The following is a 20225-nucleotide window of genomic DNA, read 5'->3' as shown; positions in this document are numbered from 1 at the left end:
CAGAGGCTACAATAATGTAGCCTCTGTTTTTAGAGAGGAAAAAGCATATGGTCAAAAATAGAAATTTGACTCGATGGGTGTTTGTGTTACCTGCTATTATCATTGTTGGACTATTATTTGTTTACCCATTTTTCTCCAGCATTTATTTTAGCTTTACAAACAAACATTTGATCATGCCGCGGTATAAATTTGTAGGATTAGCAAATTATAAAGCAGTTTTATCGGATCCTAATTTCTACAATGCCTTCTTCAACTCCCTTAAATGGACAGTCTTTTCTCTTGTGGGACAAGTGCTTGTTGGTTTTGTATTAGCACTTGCATTGCATAGAGTTAGACGTTTTAAGAAGTTATATAGGACATTGTTGATTGTTCCTTGGGCGTTCCCAACTATTGTCATTGCCTTTTCTTGGCAATGGATCTTAAATGGAGTATATGGTTATCTACCTAACTTGATTGTGAAATTAGGACTGATGAATCACGTCCCTGGATTTTTGACAGAAAGTACGTGGGCTTTCATCTGTTTAGTGTTTATTAATATTTGGTTTGGTGCCCCTATGATCATGGTCAATGTTCTATCTGCCTTACAAACGGTTCCGGAGGAACAGTTTGAAGCGGCTAGGATTGATGGAGCCTCCAGTTGGCAAGTTTTTCGATTTGTAATTTTACCTCATATTAAAGTAGTAGTCGGATTACTTGTTGTACTTAGAACAGTATGGATCTTTAATAACTTTGATATTATCTATCTGATTACAGGTGGAGGCCCTTCAAACGCAACAACAACATTGCCAATATTTGCATATAATCTCGGATGGGGAACAAAACTCCTTGGGCGTGCCTCAGCGGTAACAGTCTTGCTATTTATTTTCTTATTGGCAGTATGTTTCATTTACTTTGGAGTAATTAGTAAATGGGAGAAGGAGGGTAGAAAATGATGAAGAGAAGAACAAATGTACTCCTTGATATTGGGTCACATGTTGTTTTAGTTATTTCAACTATTATCGCAATTTTTCCTTTAGTTTGGATCCTCCTATCTTCTGTGAAAGGAAAAGGAGAATTAACCCAATTTCCAACAAGATTTTGGCCTAAACAGTTTACTCTAGATTATTTTACGCATGTCATTAATGATCTACATTTTATAAATAATATAAAAAATAGCTTGTTAATCGCATTAACGACAACAGTTATCGCTATTATCATTTCTGCAATGGCTGCTTATGGTATTGTTCGATTCTTTCCAAAATTAGGGGCGATTATGTCCCGGTTGCTTGTAATTACCTATATCTTCCCTCCGATTTTATTGGCAATTCCTTATTCGATCGCCATTGCAAAAGTTGGATTAACCAATAGTTTAATTGGTTTAATGATTGTTTATCTTTCATTTAGTGTTCCTTATGCAGTGTGGTTGTTAGTAGGGTTCTTTCAAACAGTTCCAATTGGAATCGAGGAAGCAGCAAAAATAGATGGTGCGAATAAATTTGTCACCTTCTATAAAGTGGTATTACCAATTGTAGCACCAGGAATTGTTGCTACAGCGATCTATACCTTTATCAATGCCTGGAATGAATTTCTTTATGCATTGATCCTGATCAATGATACAAGTAAGATGACTGTTGCAGTGGCTTTGCGTTCATTAAATGGTTCGGAAATACTGGATTGGGGAGATATGATGGCGGCATCCGTAATTGTAGTATTGCCTTCAATTATCTTCTTCTCAATTATCCAAAATAAAATCGCAAGTGGTCTTTCTGAAGGATCTGTAAAATAGTAAAAATAGAAATAGGAGAAAAACAATGGTTGTAAATTATGGTGTTGTCGGCACAGGATACTTTGGTGCTGAATTGGCAAGATATATGAAAGAAAATGATGGAGCAGTAATTACAGTTGTGTATGATCCGGAAAATGCAGAAGCTGTAGCAGAAGAATTAGGAGCCCGAGTGGCATCATCACTCGATGAATTGGTTCAAAGTGATGATGTGGACTGTGTGATTGTTGCTTCTCCTAATAATCTGCATAAAGAACCCGTTATTAAAGCTGCTCAGAATGGAAAAAATGTTTTTTGTGAAAAACCGATTGCCCTATCATATGAAGATTGTAAAGAGATGGTAGAAACATGTAAAGAAAATGGTGTGATTTTCATGGCTGGTCATATTATGAATTTCTTTAATGGTGTCCATCATGCTAAAGAATTGATCAACCAAGGAGTTATTGGAGATGTTTTGTACTGTCATACAGCTAGAAATGGCTGGGAAGAACAACAACCATCCATTTCATGGAAAAAAATTCGTGAAAAATCAGGAGGACATCTTTACCACCATATTCATGAGTTGGATTGCGTTCAATTTTTAATGGGAGGTATTCCTGAAACAGTTACGATGACAGGCGGAAATGTTGCTCACCAAGGGGAAAACTTTGGCGATGAAGATGATATGATTTTTGTCAATATGGAATTCCCTGGTAAGCGATTTGCTTTGCTTGAATGGGGTTCTGCCTATCGTTGGGGGGAACACTATGTTCTGATTCAGGGAACGAAAGGTGCTATAAAATTAGATTTATTTAATTGTAAAGGTACTCTGAAAGTAGACGGAAAAGAAACTTATTTCTTAATCCATGAATCTCAGGAAGAGGATGATGACCGTACAAGAATTTATCATAGCACTGAGATGGATGGTGCCATTGCTTATGGTAAACCAGGGAAACGAACTCCATTATGGTTATCTTCTGTTATTGATAAAGAAATGAAATATCTTCATGACATAATGAATGGTGCTCCTGTATCAAAAGAATTTGAAAAACTATTAACCGGGGAAGCGGCGTTGGAAGCAATTGCGTCTGCTGATGCTTGTACTCGTTCCATTAATGAGGACCGAAAAGTTAAATTATCAGAGATCATGGGTTAATAATATTACTGATACGACAAAAGGAGAAAATATGTCAGATTTAAAAAAATATGAAGGAGTCATCCCTGCTTTTTATGCCTGCTATGATGACCAAGGGGAAATTAGCCCGGAGCGGGTGCGTGCTCTCGTAGAATATTTTATCGCGAAAGGTGTGCAGGGCTTGTATGTCAACGGATCCTCTGGCGAATGTATCTACCAGAGCGTGGCCGATCGCAAGCTGGTCTTGGAAGAAGTCATGGCAGTAGCTAAAGGAAAATTGACCATCATCGCTCACGTAGCCTGCAACAACACCAAGGATAGCGTGGAATTGGCACGACATGCAGAAGAACTAGGAGTGGATGCCATTGCGGCCATTCCGCCGATTTACTTCCGCTTGCCAGAATACGGTGTGGCCCACTACTGGAATGAAATCAGTGCAGCTGCACCCCATACAGACTTTGTCATCTACAATATCCCGCAATTGGCTGGGGTAGCTTTGACACCGAGTCTTTACAAGGAAATGTTGAAAAATCCACGGGTGATTGGGGTGAAAAATTCTTCGATGCCTGTTCAGGACATTCAAACTTTTGCTTCTTTAGGAGGCGATAACCATATCGTCTTTAATGGTCCGGATGAACAATTCTTAGGTGGCCGTCTCATGGGAGCACATGCTGGTATCGGTGGCACCTATGGTGCGATGCCAGAGCTATTCTTGAAGCTCAATCAGCTAATTGCTGAGAAAGACTTGGAGACTGCGCGTGCCCTGCAGTTTGCCATCAATGATATTATCGGAGTCTTGACGTCTGCTCATGGCAATATGTATGCGGTCATCAAAGCAGTTTTGCGCATCAATGAAGGTTTGGACTTGGGATCTGTTCGCTCCCCTTTGACGCCAGTAGTAGAAGCGGATCAAGAAGTGATCCAACGTGCTGCTCAACTCATTCAGGACACAAAAGCCAGATTCCTTTGATCAAAGGAGGTCTAGATGAATCCATATGTTGTAATTGATATCGGAGGGACCAGTATCAAGTATGGTTTAGCCGATGCAAAAGGGCAACTCCTAGAGACCCATGAAATGCCAACGGAGGCTCAAAAAGGAGGACCTCACATTCTTAACACAACAAAGGAAATCGTAGCCCGTTATTTGAAGAAGCATCCCTTGGCAGGGGTGGCGATTTCTTCGGCCGGAATGGTAGATCCTGATAAGGGAGAAATCTTTTATGCTGGCCCACAAATTCCCAACTATGCAGGCACCCAATTCAAAAAGGAAATCGAAGAGACCTTTCAGATCCCTTGCGAGATTGAAAATGATGTTAACTGTGCCGGTCTCGCAGAGGTCACCACAGGCCATGCAAAAGGATCGAACAATGCTGTTTGCCTGACGATTGGGACAGGGATCGGCGGTTGCCTCTTGCTCGATGGTCAGGTCTTTCATGGCTTTAGCAATTCAGCCTGTGAGGTTGGCTATCTTCATTTGCCAGATGGTGCCTTTCAGGATCTAGCTTCAACGACGGCTTTGGTCGAGTATGTGGCAGAACATCACGGTGATCCTGTGGAACAGTGGAATGGCCGCCGGATCTTTAAGCAGGCAACAGAAGGAGATAAGATCTGTATGGCTGGAATTGATCGAATGGTGACCTACCTTGGCAAAGGACTGGCCAATATCGTTTATGTGGTCAATCCAGAGGTCATCGTTCTTGGAGGGGGGATTATGGCTCAGGAAGCCATCCTCAAGCCAAAAATCTATCAAGCCCTGTGTGCCGAACTGGTTCCTAGCCTAGCAGATAAGATCCGTTTGGAATTTGCCCACCATCAAAACGCTGCGGGTATGTTGGGGGCTTACTATCACTTTAGACAAAAACATGAAACATAAAACAAGTCGCGTTGGCGACTTGTTTTTGATTCATCAAAAAAAGCATGAAAGATGAAGAAAGCCTGATCTTTCATGCTTTTTAAATAGGGAGACCATATTAAGATTTTCGAGAACGTTGATTAGAAAGTTTTTTGTTTTCCCAGTAGCTATTAAAGACAATTTCCTTTTGTTCTCGACTTTTATTAAGGAAATGAGCATAGATCAAATCGACCACAATGAGGAGTGGTAAAATGGCGGAGATTCGATCGATATAGGTACTACTAGGAAGAGGTGCGGCCGGTAACACTTCTGTGAATCCTTGGTGGATGGCAGCCGGGTTAGCGGTCACAAGAACCGTTTTAGCCCCTTTTTCTTTGGCGTCCAGGAGACTATCTGTAATGGAGTTGGTGCCTCCTGACAATGAGAAACCGATGACTAAACAAGAGGAATCGAGAATACTGGTCGTCCAGGCAAAGCCGTCTTGATCAGTCAGGGCTTCACAAACGACGCCTAGTCGCATAAAGCGCAATTTCATTTCTCGAGCGACTAAACCGGAACTACCGATCCCGAAGAAATAGACTCGGTCTACTTGATCGATTAGTTCAGCTACCCGATCTAATTGAGAATCTTTTACCAGACTTTCAGTGACGTTACTGATATGGTGGTAGCGTTGCAAGACGCTCAGCGTCAGTTCGTCATGCACTTGCACCTGTTTTTGATTTTTGGTTTCTTCGTTAAAGTGATAGACAAATTCCCGATAGCCGGAAAAACCACATTTTTGAGAGAAACGCGTTAAAGCTGCCTTTGAGACGTGGAGTAACTCCGTTACACGAGAAGAGGACAGGGAGTGCTGTCGTGCTTCGGATGATAAAAAATATTGGGCAATGTCGCGTTCCATATCTGTTAACTCAGCTTCATGGCTGGCGATAATGGCGCGTAAATCTTGATCTTGTTTCACAGCAATCCTCCTTTCTCACGAGATGAAATAACAGGATGCTCCTATAATATATTACACATTATAACATGGGTAACCGCTTTATTCAAGTAAAAGCAAGTAAGAAATACTGAAACTAGGAACAGGATATGCGAAAAGAAGAGAACGCTACCAATCCTGGCAGTAGTGGCTTGTTGGTTATCCACAATTTTCTGAAAATTTCCGGTTGGGCCTGAACAAACGATATGAATTGTGGTATAATTTAAGATAATTGTACTGTTGTTGGAAGAACAATGGTTGAATAAGGAGGTGTGACGATGTCGAATGCAACACTCGAGATGATGCAAGAGATCGAGCAAGCTGCTCAGGGCGTGATCGTAGGCTATGAAGCTCAAGTTGAACAAATCCGAACGGATTCGCGCGATCGCCTTGCAACAGTGGCACAGCATTACGATGAGGAAACCAAGCAATTGGTCACAGAGGCAGAAAAAAACGCCCAGGAAAGACTCGTCCGTTTAACGAAAGATCTGGAAGAAACGGTTGCGCGCAATGATGCCAAGGTACAAGAGGCGATGACCGATAAGCGAGCTGGGTTAGTTGAAGCCATTGTAGCAAAGGTGGTAGCAAGCTATGGCCGTTAGTCAGATGCAAAAACTGTCCCTCATCTTACCCAAAGATGACTTGGACAGTCTCCTACTAGCGCTACAGTCTGAGGCAAAAATCCAGATTTATGACCTCAGTGAGCATGAAGAATGGCAGGCTGCCTTTGAGGCAAATACCTTGTCTCAACCCTTGACAGAGGACAATCGTCAAGCCTTGGTAGAGCTGCAAAAACGTCAAGAACAAGTTGAAAAAATGATTCAGACTCTAGAGCCTTACATGCCTGAGAAGAAGGCTCTGCAAGCTCTAAAGGAAGAACCCTTAAGCTTGTCTTTTGATGACTTGCAGGCCCATGGGATGATTCGAGACGAGGATCTCCTATTGACCAAGTTGAAACGCCAATTGCACGTGTTAGATAAGGCCCGTCAGAAGATTGCGGATGCAAAGGGAGAGATAGAGCGCTTAGAAAAATGGCGACCGTTAGAGGTGACGCCAGCTGCTCTCGCTACTTTTCACTATGTGCATGGCTTGATCGGGACCATTCCCAATAGCGATACAGACGCCGTTCGTTCTTCCTTAAAAGCTCATCCTGAGCTGAAGTTAGAAGAAGTCTTTACGTCTGAAACTGAACACGGCTATGTCATCTTGTATCGTTCGGGAGATCGTGTAGCTGTTCAGGAGCTTCTGGAAGACCATGGGTTCAAAGAATTGGACTATGAAGAAGAGCAGGTCCCGGCCGCCTACTTGGATCGCCTAGAAGGAGAAATTAAGGAGCAAGAAGCTGTAGTTGCAGCAACCCTAGCCGAGTTACAAAACTCCCAGAAGGAGTTGGACCAACTCAAGTACCAGATGGATTACTTGTTGAGCTTGGGAGCTCGTGAGGAAGCCAAGTCGCTTCTTGCCAGCACGCAAAGCTTGGTAGCCCTAGAGGGTTGGATTGAAACATCCCAAGTGGACTCATTACGAGACTTCTTGCAAGAAGGTTTTGGTTCTCGGGTCTTACTAGAGACACGCGATGTGACGGAAAAAGATTGGGATGACGTTCCGATTCAGTTGCGAAACAATGCCTTGGTAGAGCCCTTTGAATTAGTTACAGAGATGTACGCCCTGCCTAAGTATTACGAGAAAGATCCGACACCGATCGTATCTCTCTTCTACTTTGTTTTCTTTGGCATGATGGTCGCAGATATCGGTTATGGACTGTTGCTAACGGTAGCGACAGGGTTTGCCCTTAAAGCCTTTAAACTCAAGCCTGGGACAGCGAAAAACCTTCGTTTCTTCAGTCTCCTAGGAGTTTCAGTTGCCCTTTGGGGTGTGGTCTATGGCTCTTTCTTTGGATTTGAGATGCCTTTTGCCCTGATCAGTACGACCAGCAACGCTATGACCATCCTGATCCTCTCAGTGGTCTTTGGTTTTGTCACTGTCTTAGTGGGCTTGTTACTAGGGGGGATGAAAAATGTCCGCCTCAAAGACTACACCGAAGCCTATAATGCGGGCTTTGCTTGGGTCTTGATCCTACTTGGCTTAATGCTTCTAGCAGTAGGCAATATCTTGCCAGGAATGAGCCTTCTAGTTCCGATCGGCAAGTGGCTAGCTATTTTGAATGCCATTGGGATCTTGATTGTTTCCATTGTCAGTGCCAAGAAGCTATCCGGTTTAGCGTCTGGTCTCTTTAACCTCTACAATGTTAGTGGCTATGTCGGAGACTTGGTCAGCTTCACCCGTTTGATGGCCTTGGGCTTGTCTGGAGCGAGTATCGGTTCGGCCTTCAACCTCATTGTCAATCTCTTCCCACCGCTTGGACGGTTTACGGTAGGGCTTATGCTCTTTATCGTCCTACATGCCATTAACATGTTCCTGTCCTTCTTGTCAGGATATGTGCATGGAGCCCGTTTGATCTTTGTGGAGTTCTTCGGTAAGTTCTACGAAGGAGGAGGCAAGCCATTTCGTCCTCTCAAACCTTCTGAACGCTATATTAAAACAAAAAAATAAGTATTATCTTTAAAAAATAGGAGTATATTCATGGAATCTTTAGCATCATATTTTTCAGCCCATGGGGGCGCCTTCTTTGCAGCATTTGGTGTGGCGATCGCAGTTGCACTTAGTGGAATGGGATCTGCTCTTGGGGTTGGTAAAACGGGTCAAGCAGCAGCAGCCCTCTTGAAAGAACAACCCGAAAAATTTGCCCAAGCCTTGATTTTGCAATTGTTGCCAGGTACACAAGGTTTGTACGGATTCGTTATCGGGATCTTGATCTGGTTGCAAATTAAGCCAGATATGCCACTTGAAACAGGAGTTGCTTACTTCTTTACAGCTCTTCCAGTTGCGATCGTTGGTTATTTCTCAGCAAAACACCAAGGAAATGTTGCGACAGCAGGGATGCAAATCTTGGCCAAACGTCCTGAAGACATGATGAAAGGGGTTATCCTTGCGGCCATGGTTGAAACCTACGCCATCTTGGCCTTCGTTGTGTCCTTCCTATTGACCCTACGCGTCGGCTAAGAGCTAGCTTTGATGGATTCGCCTCGCGAGGCGAAAAACACAAGACGCATGCAATAGGAGAAAAAACGATATGGATGAACAAACCCAATTAAAGGATTCGATCTTGGCCCAAGCCCACGAAAAAGGGCGTAAACTCTTAGAAGAGGCCAAGGAAACCATCCTAAAAGAAGAGACTGCACAAGAAGAGCGGTTGATCCAAGAGAAACTCAATCAACGCTCTGAGCAGCTCAAGCGGATTCAACGTCAATTGCAACGTGAAACCCAACAAATCGAAAATAAAAAACGCCAATCAACCCTTGTCACCAAGCAACGAGTCTTAAAGGATCTCTTTGCAGATGCTTATGAAGCAATGGCGGCTTGGCCCCTTGAAAAGGAAATGCAGTTTGTAGATGTGATTTTAGACCGCTATCAAGGGCAAGTTGTGACTCTGGCCTTTGGGGCGGTGAGTGCTAGCAAATTTGATCCAGCAGCTCTCGAGAAATTAAAGCAAACTCATCAGAATGTGACAGTTGCGGATGCGACGATTCCAGCTCAGGCAGGCTTTGTCTTGTCGGTTGGGAAGATTGATGACAACTATCTCTACCGTGATTTGGTGGATTCCATTTGGGAGCAAGAAAGCTACCAGATGGCAGCCAGCATTTTCACAAATGAAGAGAACTAGGAGGTTGCAATGAGCGAACGGACCTATTCTCAAGTCAATACAGGAATCAGCGTACGTGAGGCTAGTTTTGTCAGTCCCAGTCAGTTCGAGCAGTTGCTTGCAAGTCCCTCCAGCGAGAGTCGAGAAGGCTTGCTACAAGGGACGCCTTATGCTCTAGATAGCAAAGAGATCAAGGATTTAGCAGCCCTTGAAGCCCGTCTGATGGCAGCCTTGTTGGCAGAATACCAATGGGCTTTTGAGGTAAGCCCTCAGTCAGACCTGGTTAGCCTTTTTACTTTGAAGTACACCTATCATAATCTCAAGGTTTATCTAAAACACAAGGCGACAGAGCGCAAGTTGGGGCACTTATTGATCCCTATCGGTCCTTATTCTCTCGATGTGCTCGAGCATTTGGTGGCGACCTTTTCTGCGGAGCATTGCCCAGCCTTTATGGCGGAAGAAGTGGCTGCAACCTGGCAAGAATTCCAAGACTATCAGGACTTGCGGGTTCTCGAAATCGGGATGGATTTAGCTTATTTTAAACATCTGAGATACTTAGGGGACAGCCTAGATCATCCGATTCTGAAGCAGTTGGTGAACGTGACCATTGACTTTTACAATGCGATTACAGTTAAGCGGGCCTTGGATCAGCAAAAACCGCATAGCTTTATGCACCAATTACTTTCAGATGAAGGGAGCCTCAGTGCCCATCAGGTGATCGACCTGCTAGAATCCGGTCAGTGGTTGACCTGGTTTTATCAAGTCAATCCGCTGGACTACGATCTCGCCTTAGAGACTTATGAAGAAAAGATGCGCACCGGTCAACTAAAGACCGTAGAGTTGGAGTATTTAGAGAGTTTGGTGAAATTCAGTCTTCTAGACGCTGGCCGTTTTGAAGTCGATGGACCACTCCCTCTTGTTCGTTATCTTTACGGAAAAGAGTTAGAGGTGACCAACCTTCGTTTGGTCCTCTCTGGTTTGGACAATGGTTTTCCGCTAGCAGAAATTAAAGAAAGGATGAGACCGATTTATGGACAAACAGACCTATAAGATCGCCGTTGTGGGCAATCGGGACGCCATCCTTCCTTTTCGCCTGATTGGCTTTCAAACCTATCCGGTCACAGAGCCGCAAGAAGCGATCAATACCTTGCGAAAACTCAGTCGGGAAAACTTCGGGATTATCTACCTGACAGAGGATATTGCTCAGGCCATTCCAGAAACAGTGGCTTTTTACGACCAGCAGCTGACACCGGCTTTGATCCTTATCCCGACCCATAGAGGGACTACAGGACTGGGCCAACAGCGGATTCGTGATAATGTCGAAAAAGCAGTAGGACAGGATATTTTATGAGAACAAATGAATTTGGCCAAACGATTGGCGATGCACTGCCGGATTTTACTCCGGGGCGTCTGCCAGCTATTGAGCGGATCGAAGGTCGCTATACCGTGATCGAGCGCCTCTCAAAAGAAAAACATGGAGCAGATCTTTATCAGGTCTACGGGCCGGACTCTCCAGCAGCTATGTGGACCTTTCTGTTCAAAGGTCCTGCCCACAATGAAAAGGAGTGGGACCGCTTATTAGATGATCTCATGACAGCTCAAGGTCGCTTTTACTATGCGATTGTAGACAAAGATTCAGGCAAGGCTTTGGGGACTTTCTCTCTCATGCGGATCGATCAAGCCAACCGGGTGATCGAAGTCGGAGCAGTGACCTACTCACCAGCGCTCCAAAAAACACGCATGGCTACGGAAGCCCAGTATCTGTTAGCGCGCTACGTGTTTGAAGATTTAGGCTACCGCCGCTATGAGTGGAAATGCGATGCCCTAAACCAAGCATCTCGCAAAGCAGCTGAGCGCTTAGGGTTCACCTATGAAGGCTGTTTCTGTCAGGCTGTTGTTTATAAAGGTCGGACCCGTGATACAGACTGGTTGTCCATCATTGACCAAGAATGGCCAGAAATCAAACAGCGCTTCGAAGCCTGGTTGGATCCAAGCAATTTCGATGCCAATGGCCAACAAAAGCAATCTCTAAGAGAGATAGCACAAAAGTAAAACAAAGAAACAAAGGATTCCCAGGAGGAATACATGACTCAAGGAAAAATTATCAAAGTTTCCGGTCCCTTGGTGGTTGCATCAGGGATGCAGGAGGCCAATATCCAAGACATTTGCCGGGTCGGCGATCTTGGTTTGATTGGCGAAATTATTGAGATGCGGCGGGACGAAGCCTCTATCCAAGTATATGAAGAAACGTCTGGAGTTGGTCCAGGAGAACCAGTGGTAACAACCGGAGCTCCCCTTTCTGTTGAATTGGGACCAGGCTTGATCTCTCAGATGTTTGACGGGATCCAACGCCCCTTGGAACGCTTCCAAGAAGTTACTGCCAGTGACTTTTTGGTTCGTGGGGTGCAAGTTCCAAATCTAGATCGGGACACCAAATGGGCCTTTGAACCAAGCGTGACAGAAGGAACAGAGGTGGTTGCAGGAGACATCGTCGGTACCGTTCAAGAGACCAATATGGTGGAGCACCGCATCATGGTGCCCTTTGGTGTGAGTGGACGTGTGACCAAGATCGCAGCAGGTTCTTACACAGTAGAAGAGCCGGTTTATGAGATCGAGCAGGCAGATGGTAGCCTCTTTACTGGTACTTTGATGCAAAAATGGCCGGTTCGTCGAGGCCGTCCCTTTGCACAAAAACTGATTCCAGTAGAGCCTTTGGTCACAGGTCAACGGGTCATCGATACCTTCTTCCCTGTGACTAAAGGTGGAGCTGCAGCTGTTCCTGGTCCTTTCGGAGCTGGGAAAACAGTTGTGCAACACCAGGTGGCTAAGTTTGCCAATGTAGACATCGTAATTTACGTTGGTTGTGGGGAACGAGGAAATGAAATGACGGACGTTCTGAATGAATTTCCAGAATTGATCGATCCAACGACTGGTCAATCCATCATGCAACGGACTGTTCTGATCGCCAACACTTCGAACATGCCAGTAGCGGCGCGTGAAGCTTCCATCTACACAGGGATTACTATTGCCGAATACTTCCGTGATATGGGCTATTCCGTTGCCATCATGGCGGATTCTACTTCTCGTTGGGCAGAAGCTCTCCGTGAAATGTCTGGTCGTCTAGAAGAAATGCCAGGGGATGAAGGCTACCCAGCCTACCTTGGTAGCCGGATCGCTGAATACTACGAGCGTGCAGGTCGGGTCAAGACACTTGGAACCACTGCGCGTGAAGGTTCGATTACCGCCATCGGTGCCGTTTCTCCTCCAGGTGGAGATATTTCAGAGCCGGTAACGCAAAATACCTTGCGAATTGTTAAGGTCTTCTGGGGCTTAGATGCTCAATTGGCCCAACGCCGCCACTTCCCAGCCATCAACTGGTTGAGTTCTTATTCTCTTTACCAAGATGAAGTTGGTCGCTATATCGATCTACATGAACAAATCAGCTGGTCTGAAAAAGTGACCCGTGCCATGAACTTGCTTCAAAAGGAAAGTGAATTGCAAGAAATCGTTCGCCTGGTTGGTCTGGATTCCTTGTCTGAAAAGGACCGCTTGACCATGAATGCGGCCAAGATGATCCGCGAAGACTACCTGCAACAAAATGCCTTTGATGAGGTCGATACCTATACCTCTTTCAGCAAGCAGGTGGCCTTGTTGACCAACATTTTGACCTTTGACCAAGAAAGTCAAAAAGCGTTGGAATTAGGGGCCTACTTCACAGAAATCATGGAAGGAACCGTGGCCCTTCGAGACCGCATTGCCCGTAGCAAGTTCATCCATGAGGACCAGTTGGCAACCATTCAAGCCCTGAAAGAAGAAATCGTAGAAACCCTACACCAAATCGTCGCAAAAGGAGGAGTAGACAATGAGCGTGATTAAAGAATACCGTACTGTCAGCGAAGTTGTTGGCCCCTTGATGATTGTCGATCAGGTCGAAGGAGTTCACTACAATGAATTGGTAGAAATCAAGCTCCATGACGGAACGACCCGTCAGGGACAAGTCCTCGAAGTCCAAGAAGATAAGGCAATGGTCCAGCTCTTTGAAGGATCTAGCGGGATCAACTTAGAAAAAGCCAAAGTCCGCTTTACCGGACGTCCCCTAGAACTTCCTGTGTCTGAAGACATGGTCGGACGCATCTTTAACGGGATGGGCAAACCCATCGATGGCGGTCCAGAGATTATCCCAGAGAAGTACTTGGACATTGATGGGCAAGCTATCAACCCTGTTTCACGGGACTATCCGGATGAATTTATCCAGACAGGGATCTCAGCCATTGACCATTTGAATACCTTGGTTCGGGGCCAAAAACTCCCAGTCTTCTCAGGTTCTGGTCTTCCTCACAAGGAGTTGGCGGCTCAGATTGCTCGTCAAGCGACAGTTCTTAATTCCGAAGAAAACTTTGCCGTGGTCTTTGCGGCCATGGGGATTACCTTTGAAGAAGCCGAGTTCTTTATGAACGACCTTCGGGAGACAGGAGCGATTGACCGCTCTGTCCTCTTCATCAACTTAGCCAATGACCCAGCTATCGAACGGATTGCGACTCCTCGGATCGCCTTGACCGCAGCCGAATATTTGGCCTATGAAAAAGACATGCATGTTTTGGTCATTATGACCGATATGACCAACTACTGTGAAGCCCTTCGGGAAGTATCCGCTGCCCGCCGGGAGGTTCCAGGACGTCGGGGCTATCCAGGTTACCTTTATACTAACCTCTCAACCCTCTACGAACGTGCAGGACGCTTGGTTGGAAAGAAAGGATCTGTGACTCAAATTCCAATCCTTTCCATGCCAGAGGATGACATCACCCACCCCATCCCTGACTTGACAGGCTACATCACAGAAGGTCAGATTATCTTGTCCCGCGATCTCTACAATAGTGGTTACCGTCCACCGATCAATGTTCTTCCATCCCTTTCTCGTTTGAAGGACAAGGGTTCTGGTGAAGGCAAGACTCGGGAAGACCATGCGGCGACCATGAACCAGCTCTTTGCGGCTTACGCCCAAGGAAAACAAGCCAAAGAACTGGCTGTAGTGCTTGGGGAGTCTGCCTTGTCAGATACCGACAAGCTCTATGTCAAATTTACCGATCGCTTTGAGCAAGAATACATCAATCAAGGTTTCACTACCAATCGGACGATTGAGGAAAGTTTGGATCTCGGTTGGGAACTCTTATACATCCTTCCACGAACAGAGCTTAAACGGATCAAGGATGAGATGATTGACAAGTATCTGCCAAACAAAGAGGATTAGCCTATGGCACGATTAAATGTAAAACCGACTCGGATGGAGCTCAATATTCTCAAAGAGCGCCTCAAGACAGCAACCCGGGGGCATAAGTTGCTCAAGGATAAGCGGGATGAACTCATGCGTCGCTTTATTGAAGCTGTACGTGAGAATAATCGCTTGCGCCAAAAGGTGGAGGCAGCGCTGGTGGGCAACATGCAAGATTTCGTGATGGCCAAGTCCTTAGAGAGCGACCTCATGGTGGAAGAAATCTTTGCTGTGCCAACCCGTGAAGTCTCTCTTCATATCGAAGAAGAAAATGTCATGAGTGTGCGCGTGCCCAAGCTTCATGCTCGTATCGATAATCCGTACGGAGATGATGAAGGAGATGTGGTCTATAGCTACCTAGCATCCAACAGTCAAATGGATAGTACCATTCAAGAAATGGGAGCACTCCTCCCAGATTTGCTCAAATTAGCGGAAATCGAAAAAAGTTGCCAACTCATGGCAGACGAAATCGAGAAAACCCGCCGTCGAGTGAACGGACTCGAGTATGCGACTATCCCAGATCTCAAAGAAACTATCTATTATATCGAAATGAAACTCGAAGAAGCCGAACGCGCCAACCTTGTCAGAATCATGAAGGTGAAGTAAGATACAAAGAGTTGTAGGCGTGTTCAATTACTTGAAAAAGACAAGAACCTCATCGAGGAGCCGCTCCTTGATGAGGCTTTTTTTGCGCCCTCGAACTCTTCTTCCACCACCCTCTTTTTATGTTACTAGTTTGTAACAATGTGACAAGAAAGACGAAATGTTACAAGAAAAATACAGTTTTGTTAAATAGCCAAAAAGGCCTTTTATTATTTTTAAATTGTGATAAGATAGTATGGTAGTTAATTTGTCCAAGAAAATCTTGAGCAAAAAAACAAAGAAAAAAGAGGATAAAAGATGAAATTAAAAGTTAATACGAAAGCCTTGATCGCTTCAACAGTAGCTCTTGCAGTGATTCCATTTACAAAAGCCACTGCAGAAACACTTGAAGATTGGGTAGCTCGCTCAGTAGATGAAATCAAACATGATATCCAACAAAGCGGTGAAAACCAACAAACTTATACCATCAAATATGGTGATACATTGAGTTCGATCGCAGAAGCGCTTGGAATCGATGTTCATGTGTTGGCAAACTTGAACAACATCAGCAACATGGATTTGATCTACCCAGGTACTGTTTTGAAAACAACAGTAAATGATCAAAAAGAAGTAACTTCAGTTGAAATCCAAACTCCTCAAGCAGGTTCGACAGATGCAACCGTTGCAAGTGCTGACTTGACAACAAACCAAGTGACAGTTGATGACCAAACAGTCGCTGTCAACGATTTGTCAAAACCAGTAAACGAAGATAACAAAGCTGTTCCAGTTGCTCCAGCAACGGAAACTCAAGAAGCCCCAGCAGAAGCTCCAGTAGTTGAAGTACCAGCAGCAGAAACACCAGCACAACCAGCTGTTCCAGAAACACCAAACTACGGTGCTCCAGCTGTCAATGTTGAAGTTCAAAATCAAGAAGTAGCGCCAGCTGCTCCTCAATCTGCTCCAGCAACCGAAGCTCCTGCTGAAACACCAGCTTCTGCTCCTGAAGCTCCAGCAGCACAACCAGCAGTAGAAACTGCTGCAGCACCTGAAGTGCAACCAGTAGCATCAACTCCAACAAGCGGAAATACTATTCCAACTGATCCAAATCTTCAACCTCAAGCGGAAGCTTTCCGTCAAGAAATTGCAGCGAAATTCGGTATCACAAACATCGGTGGTTACCGTGAAGGGGATCCAGAAGACCATGGTAAAGGACTTGCAGTAGACGTGATGGTTCCAACAAATTCAGAGCTTGGAGATCAAGTTGCACAGTATGCGATTGACAACATGGACCGTGCAGGTATCTCATATATTATTTGGAAACAACAATTCTACATGCCAGTAAACAACATTTACGGACCAGCTAATACATGGAACCAAATGCCAGACCGTGGTGGAGATACAGCAAACCACAACGACCACGTACATATCTCATTTAACGGATAATAAAACTATTGAACTAGGCCTAGAGCTTAGTTCTTTTTTTGTGTGCTTGAATTCACAATAAAAGTGCACAAAAAAGGCCAGAAGACGAATCTTCTAGCCGGACAATGGTTATAAAATATGATCGACTTTTTCCACCTGATAAAGAGCAATGGCCATGATAATGGTTAAGACCAGTAGCATGATGATAGCTGGTGTCCAAGAGTGGAAGAGAGATTTGCTGTAGCCGAAGAGGATGGGACCAAAGGCTGCAAAAACGTAGCCTCCGGTTTGGGCAAGTCCAGAAAGTTGAGCTGTTTTTTCAGGTGTGCTGGATTTCATGGAGAAAGCGACCATGAGGTAAGGGAAGAGCGAACTAACGGAACTTCCAATCAGGGCATTTAATACCAACCAGTAGAAGAAGTTGCTGGTCGGGATTAAGAGCATGGCTACCCCCAGAATCCCTGCTCCGACAACAATCGTCAGCATCAAGCGTCGATTGCGATCGGATAATCGTGTCGTTAAACTTGGGATCGTCAAGGAGAATGGGAGACTGATCAAGGTAAATACTGAAGCCAGTAGTCCAGATTCAACCTTTGAAAGGCCAGCTTGAACAGCCATGGTCGGAAGCCAGGTCATACTTGTGTAGAAAAGCAGTGACTGCAAGCCTCCAAAAATCATGATAGCCCAGACATACTTATTGGTATACCACTTGCTACTAGATTCTGTAGTAGCCGTCTTTTTTAGATGGTGGTTGTAGCGAAGGTTAGGAATCCAGATGACCAAAGCAAGAGCACATAAGGCTGTCAAGATGTTGACCAAACCTTGCCAAGAAGTGGCTTTGGTGATCGGAACGGCAACAGAAGAGGCGATCGCTGTGGACATCCCCATAGAAGTGATGTACAAAGTGGTCAGAATGCCTAGTTGGCGGGGTCTGTTCGCCTGAATCAGGCTTGGAAGTAGCACATTGAGAAAGGCGATGCCAGCTCCAATCAAGATGGTTCCCAGATAGAGGAAGGGGAGGTTGATAATCCGAATGGCAGATCCGATCGTCATTGCGATCAAGACAAGAAAGAAGAGGCGCTCAATCCCCAACTTTTTAGCAAATTGAATCGCAAAAGGTGAGAAAATGGCAAAGGTGAGAAGTGGTAGGCTAATCAATAGTCCCAGAGAGCTCACATCTACCCCCAAACCAGCAGCGATGTCAGACAAGACCGTCGGAAGCGTAGTAAATGGTGTTCGTAAAACAATCCCAAGCATAATGATGCCCGGGATGAATAGCATAGAATGTGTTTTTTTCATAAATCCTCCTCAGACAAAAATTCTCTTCATTATAACATAGATCGAGCATAAATTGGAGTATTAGTACAAATGAAGGAGAAGGAACGTAGTTCTCACTAGCGTTCGAACTGCGTCAACGTACCTAAGTTCGTCTACGCCCTTACTAGGTCTGGTTCACAAAAATAGATTAGTAACAATTGCATAACGCAGTGGTTGATTGGTATCTTTGTTCGCTCTTATAGCTCCAAAGAATACCTAATCAACTGTGCGGGGGTGAGACAACGAACAATTTTATAAAATTGTTCTGTCTCACTCCCATAGAAAAAGCCACCGGTTTTGGTGGCTCTTATAGGGAGATTATTATGAAAAAGTTTAGGATTTTCTATCAAACAAAGTTAGGAGGTCTTTATTTGATGGTTTTATTATAAGGCGGTTTGCTTAAAGAAAACTTAAGAAAAGGCGCTGATCGAAAGAATCGGTCTGAAGTCTGAGAAAATACATTAGCTAGCATCACAAATAAGCTGTGTTTTTATTTATAATAACTTTTTCTTTTTAAAGTATGTAGTTTCCGCTCTGCTTAAACTGCGTCAATGTACTTAAGCTCACTAACGTTCGCTAAGGAAATAAAGATCGTAGTTCTCACTGTCGTTCGAACTGCGTCAACGTACCTAAACTCGCTGATGCTCGTAAAGGTACGTAGAGAAAAAGCCACCGGTTTTGGTGGCTCTTATAGGGAGATTATTATGAAAAAGTTTAGGATTTTCTATCAAACAAAGTTAGGAGGTCTTCATTTGATGGTTTTATTATAAGGCTGATTTCTTAAAGAAAACTTAAGAAAAGACGCTGTTTATAAGAATCGGTCTTAGGTCTGATAATTTTTTACAACAGAAACTATTTAGATTTTTTTCTAAATAGAGTTGACAAACCCATCCGAAAGCACTAGAATCTATTTAGAAACATTTCTAAATAGAATAGAGGAGATAGAGAATGAATTTTGCGCAAACATTTAAAGCTTTATCGAATCCGATAAGAAGAAGTATCTTAGAACTGCTAAAGGCGGGGAAATTATCTGCTGGTGATATCGCTGGCCACTTTGATGTAGCAGGAGCGACGATTTCCCATCATTTAAGCCTCCTCAAGCAGGCAGATTTAATTCGAGAGGAAAAAGAGAAGAATTTTATCTACTATGAACTCAATACTTCTGTCTTGGAGGATTTAATGGTCTGGCTCGTTGATTTGAAAGGAGACTCTACTGATGAAAACGAATAAAAAACTATTGCTATTAACTTCTATGGTGATCCTTTTCCCCATGCTTTGGGGGCTGATGATTTGGTCGCAATTGCCTAACCAAATCCCGATTCACTTCAATTTTGCTGGCCAGGCCAATAACTTCCAATCGAAACCCCTGGTTGTGTTTGGTCTTCCTATTTTCGATCTCATGGTGCATCTGTTTATGATTTTCGTGATCGGACGTGATCCTAAGAATCGCACGATGAATGAGAAAATGATCAGAGCGATTTACTGGTTGACCCCAATCGTTTCCTTAAGTACCTCCTATCTCATCTATAGCAAGGCGCTAGGATCTACTACCAATCCATCAGTTTTTGTTTCGGTGTTGCTGGGTCTCATCTTTGTGATCATGGGCAATTACATGCCGAAGCTAAAAGTGAATCACACGGTTGGAATACGTCTGCCTTGGACTTTGCAGAGTGAAGATAACTGGCACAAAACCCATCGCTTGGCAGGGAAGTTGTGGGTCCTCGGAGGTTTGATCCTTCTACTTGAAGCAGGACTTCAATTCGCACTTTCTTATGTTTTGGTGCTGGTCATCCTCGCCATTGTGGTTATCCCTATGGTGTACTCTTATCAATTAAGTCGGAAAAATCGTTAGTATGAAAAACAACCAGAGAAGAAGCCAGTCGGGAACGGTTTCTTTTCCGGTTGTTTTTGTTTGTTCATCGTTTCAAATTCAAAACGTTCAGGAAAATACGAATTTTTCGGAAAGCTTATAGTATATTCTTTACACTTGGCTACTATATTCTATTTTCAGACAGAATAGTATCTTTCTGGATAGTTGACTCAGTTTTCTTCCATTATATACTATTATTGAAGGAAAACCATTGATAAATTATAATTGTAAATAAAATATTAAAAGTAATTCCCCTATTTCGCTTAAACTTATTCATATTTTATGAAATTAATCTGTAGATATTTTTCTGAAAAGCCCTAATATTACGCTATTTTTAGTCCAACTGAAACCCATACTTTCC

The 20225-nt window shown here is 44.1% G+C and carries 20 protein-coding genes; 18 read left to right on the top strand and 2 right to left on the bottom strand.

Annotation, left to right across the window (positions count from 1 at the left end; all coding sequences use genetic code 11):
• The first annotated feature begins 47 nt into the window (after nucleotides 1–47).
• From WKT08_RS09360 to WKT08_RS09340, 5 genes are read left to right on the top strand one after another with little or no spacing between them, the layout of a single operon-like run.
• Nucleotides 48–932, top strand: coding sequence for a carbohydrate ABC transporter permease (locus WKT08_RS09360; RefSeq protein ID WP_023920083.1), 885 nt, complete (start codon nucleotides 48–50; stop codon nucleotides 930–932).
• Nucleotides 932–1765, top strand: a complete 834-nt coding sequence (locus tag WKT08_RS09355; RefSeq protein WP_045760232.1) for a carbohydrate ABC transporter permease — start codon at nucleotides 932–934, stop codon at nucleotides 1763–1765. The genes WKT08_RS09360 and WKT08_RS09355 overlap by 1 nt, the downstream gene beginning before the upstream one ends.
• A 25-nt stretch (nucleotides 1766–1790) precedes the next feature.
• Nucleotides 1791–2897 (top strand): Gfo/Idh/MocA family protein, encoded by a 1107-nt coding sequence (locus WKT08_RS09350; RefSeq protein WP_006595261.1) that lies wholly within the window; start codon nucleotides 1791–1793, stop codon nucleotides 2895–2897.
• A 31-nt stretch (nucleotides 2898–2928) separates the two neighbouring features.
• Complete coding sequence (locus WKT08_RS09345) at nucleotides 2929–3846, top strand: dihydrodipicolinate synthase family protein (protein ID WP_223345918.1); 918 nt, start codon at nucleotides 2929–2931, stop codon at nucleotides 3844–3846.
• A 15-nt stretch (nucleotides 3847–3861) separates the two neighbouring features.
• Nucleotides 3862–4749, top strand: coding sequence for an ROK family protein (locus WKT08_RS09340; RefSeq protein WP_003009424.1), 888 nt, complete (start codon nucleotides 3862–3864; stop codon nucleotides 4747–4749).
• 97 nt (nucleotides 4750–4846) lie between these two features.
• On the opposite strand, the gene WKT08_RS09335 is transcribed toward WKT08_RS09340, so the two are convergent.
• Entirely contained in the window at nucleotides 4847–5686 is an 840-nt protein-coding gene (locus tag WKT08_RS09335; RefSeq protein ID WP_118228641.1) for a MurR/RpiR family transcriptional regulator, read from the bottom strand.
• A gap of 293 nt (nucleotides 5687–5979) precedes the next feature.
• Between WKT08_RS09335 and WKT08_RS09330 the strand changes: the two genes are divergently transcribed.
• The 11 genes from WKT08_RS09330 to WKT08_RS09280 all read left to right on the top strand — a co-directional run bounded on the left by WKT08_RS09330 (nucleotide 5980) and on the right by WKT08_RS09280 (nucleotide 16698).
• On the top strand, nucleotides 5980–6303 hold the full coding sequence (locus WKT08_RS09330; RefSeq protein WP_340281631.1) for a hypothetical protein: 324 nt from the start codon (nucleotides 5980–5982) through the stop codon (nucleotides 6301–6303).
• Entirely contained in the window at nucleotides 6293–8254 is a 1962-nt protein-coding gene (locus WKT08_RS09325; RefSeq protein WP_340281629.1) for a V-type ATP synthase subunit I, read from the top strand. Before WKT08_RS09330 ends, WKT08_RS09325 begins: the two co-directional genes overlap by 11 nt.
• Nucleotides 8255–8284: 30 nt before the next feature.
• On the top strand, nucleotides 8285–8764 hold the full coding sequence (locus WKT08_RS09320) for a V-type ATP synthase subunit K (protein ID WP_003009435.1): 480 nt from the start codon (nucleotides 8285–8287) through the stop codon (nucleotides 8762–8764).
• Between the two features lie 70 nt (nucleotides 8765–8834).
• Nucleotides 8835–9425, top strand: a complete 591-nt coding sequence (locus WKT08_RS09315; protein WP_340281626.1) for a hypothetical protein — start codon at nucleotides 8835–8837, stop codon at nucleotides 9423–9425.
• A 9-nt stretch (nucleotides 9426–9434) separates the two neighbouring features.
• Nucleotides 9435–10454, top strand: coding sequence for a V-type ATPase subunit (locus WKT08_RS09310; RefSeq protein WP_340281624.1), 1020 nt, complete (start codon nucleotides 9435–9437; stop codon nucleotides 10452–10454).
• Nucleotides 10435–10755, top strand: coding sequence for a V-type ATP synthase subunit F (locus WKT08_RS09305; protein ID WP_031572747.1), 321 nt, complete (start codon nucleotides 10435–10437; stop codon nucleotides 10753–10755). Before WKT08_RS09310 ends, WKT08_RS09305 begins: the two co-directional genes overlap by 20 nt.
• On the top strand, nucleotides 10752–11456 hold the full coding sequence (locus WKT08_RS09300) for a GNAT family N-acetyltransferase (RefSeq protein ID WP_340281622.1): 705 nt from the start codon (nucleotides 10752–10754) through the stop codon (nucleotides 11454–11456). The genes WKT08_RS09305 and WKT08_RS09300 overlap by 4 nt, the downstream gene beginning before the upstream one ends.
• A gap of 33 nt (nucleotides 11457–11489) precedes the next feature.
• A complete protein-coding gene (locus WKT08_RS09295) occupies nucleotides 11490–13280 on the top strand; it encodes a V-type ATP synthase subunit A (RefSeq protein ID WP_041826169.1) in 1791 nt (596 codons plus the stop codon).
• Nucleotides 13267–14652, top strand: a complete 1386-nt coding sequence (locus tag WKT08_RS09290; RefSeq protein ID WP_340281618.1) for a V-type ATP synthase subunit B — start codon at nucleotides 13267–13269, stop codon at nucleotides 14650–14652. The genes WKT08_RS09295 and WKT08_RS09290 overlap by 14 nt, the downstream gene beginning before the upstream one ends.
• Before the next feature lie 3 nt (nucleotides 14653–14655).
• The gene (locus WKT08_RS09285; RefSeq protein WP_009731999.1) at nucleotides 14656–15279 is read left to right on the top strand and encodes a V-type ATP synthase subunit D; all 624 of its coding nucleotides are present in this window, start codon (nucleotides 14656–14658) and stop codon (nucleotides 15277–15279) included.
• A gap of 294 nt (nucleotides 15280–15573) precedes the next feature.
• On the top strand, nucleotides 15574–16698 hold the full coding sequence (locus WKT08_RS09280; protein ID WP_340281615.1) for a LysM peptidoglycan-binding domain-containing protein: 1125 nt from the start codon (nucleotides 15574–15576) through the stop codon (nucleotides 16696–16698).
• A gap of 108 nt (nucleotides 16699–16806) precedes the next feature.
• Here the strand turns inward: WKT08_RS09280 and WKT08_RS09275 are convergent, their stop codons facing one another.
• Nucleotides 16807–17976, bottom strand: coding sequence for a CynX/NimT family MFS transporter (locus WKT08_RS09275; RefSeq protein WP_340281612.1), 1170 nt, complete (start codon nucleotides 17974–17976; stop codon nucleotides 16807–16809).
• A gap of 966 nt (nucleotides 17977–18942) precedes the next feature.
• Between WKT08_RS09275 and WKT08_RS09270 the strand changes: the two genes are divergently transcribed.
• Together WKT08_RS09270 and WKT08_RS09265 are read left to right on the top strand one after the other, a co-directional pair.
• Nucleotides 18943–19224: an autorepressor SdpR family transcription factor gene (locus tag WKT08_RS09270; protein ID WP_003009465.1), complete on the top strand. Its 282-nt coding sequence runs from the start codon at nucleotides 18943–18945 to the stop codon at nucleotides 19222–19224.
• Nucleotides 19211–19846, top strand: coding sequence for an SdpI family protein (locus WKT08_RS09265; protein ID WP_061455895.1), 636 nt, complete (start codon nucleotides 19211–19213; stop codon nucleotides 19844–19846). The genes WKT08_RS09270 and WKT08_RS09265 overlap by 14 nt, the downstream gene beginning before the upstream one ends.
• Nucleotides 19847–20225 lie beyond the last annotated feature (379 nt).

Origin of the sequence: Streptococcus sp. HCA-5024, from assembly GCF_037890265.1 — a bacterium.
Lineage (GTDB): Bacteria > Bacillota > Bacilli > Lactobacillales > Streptococcaceae > Streptococcus > Streptococcus lingualis.
Note: the sequence above shows the minus strand (reverse complement) of the source record. Positions and strands in the feature narration are given on the sequence as shown.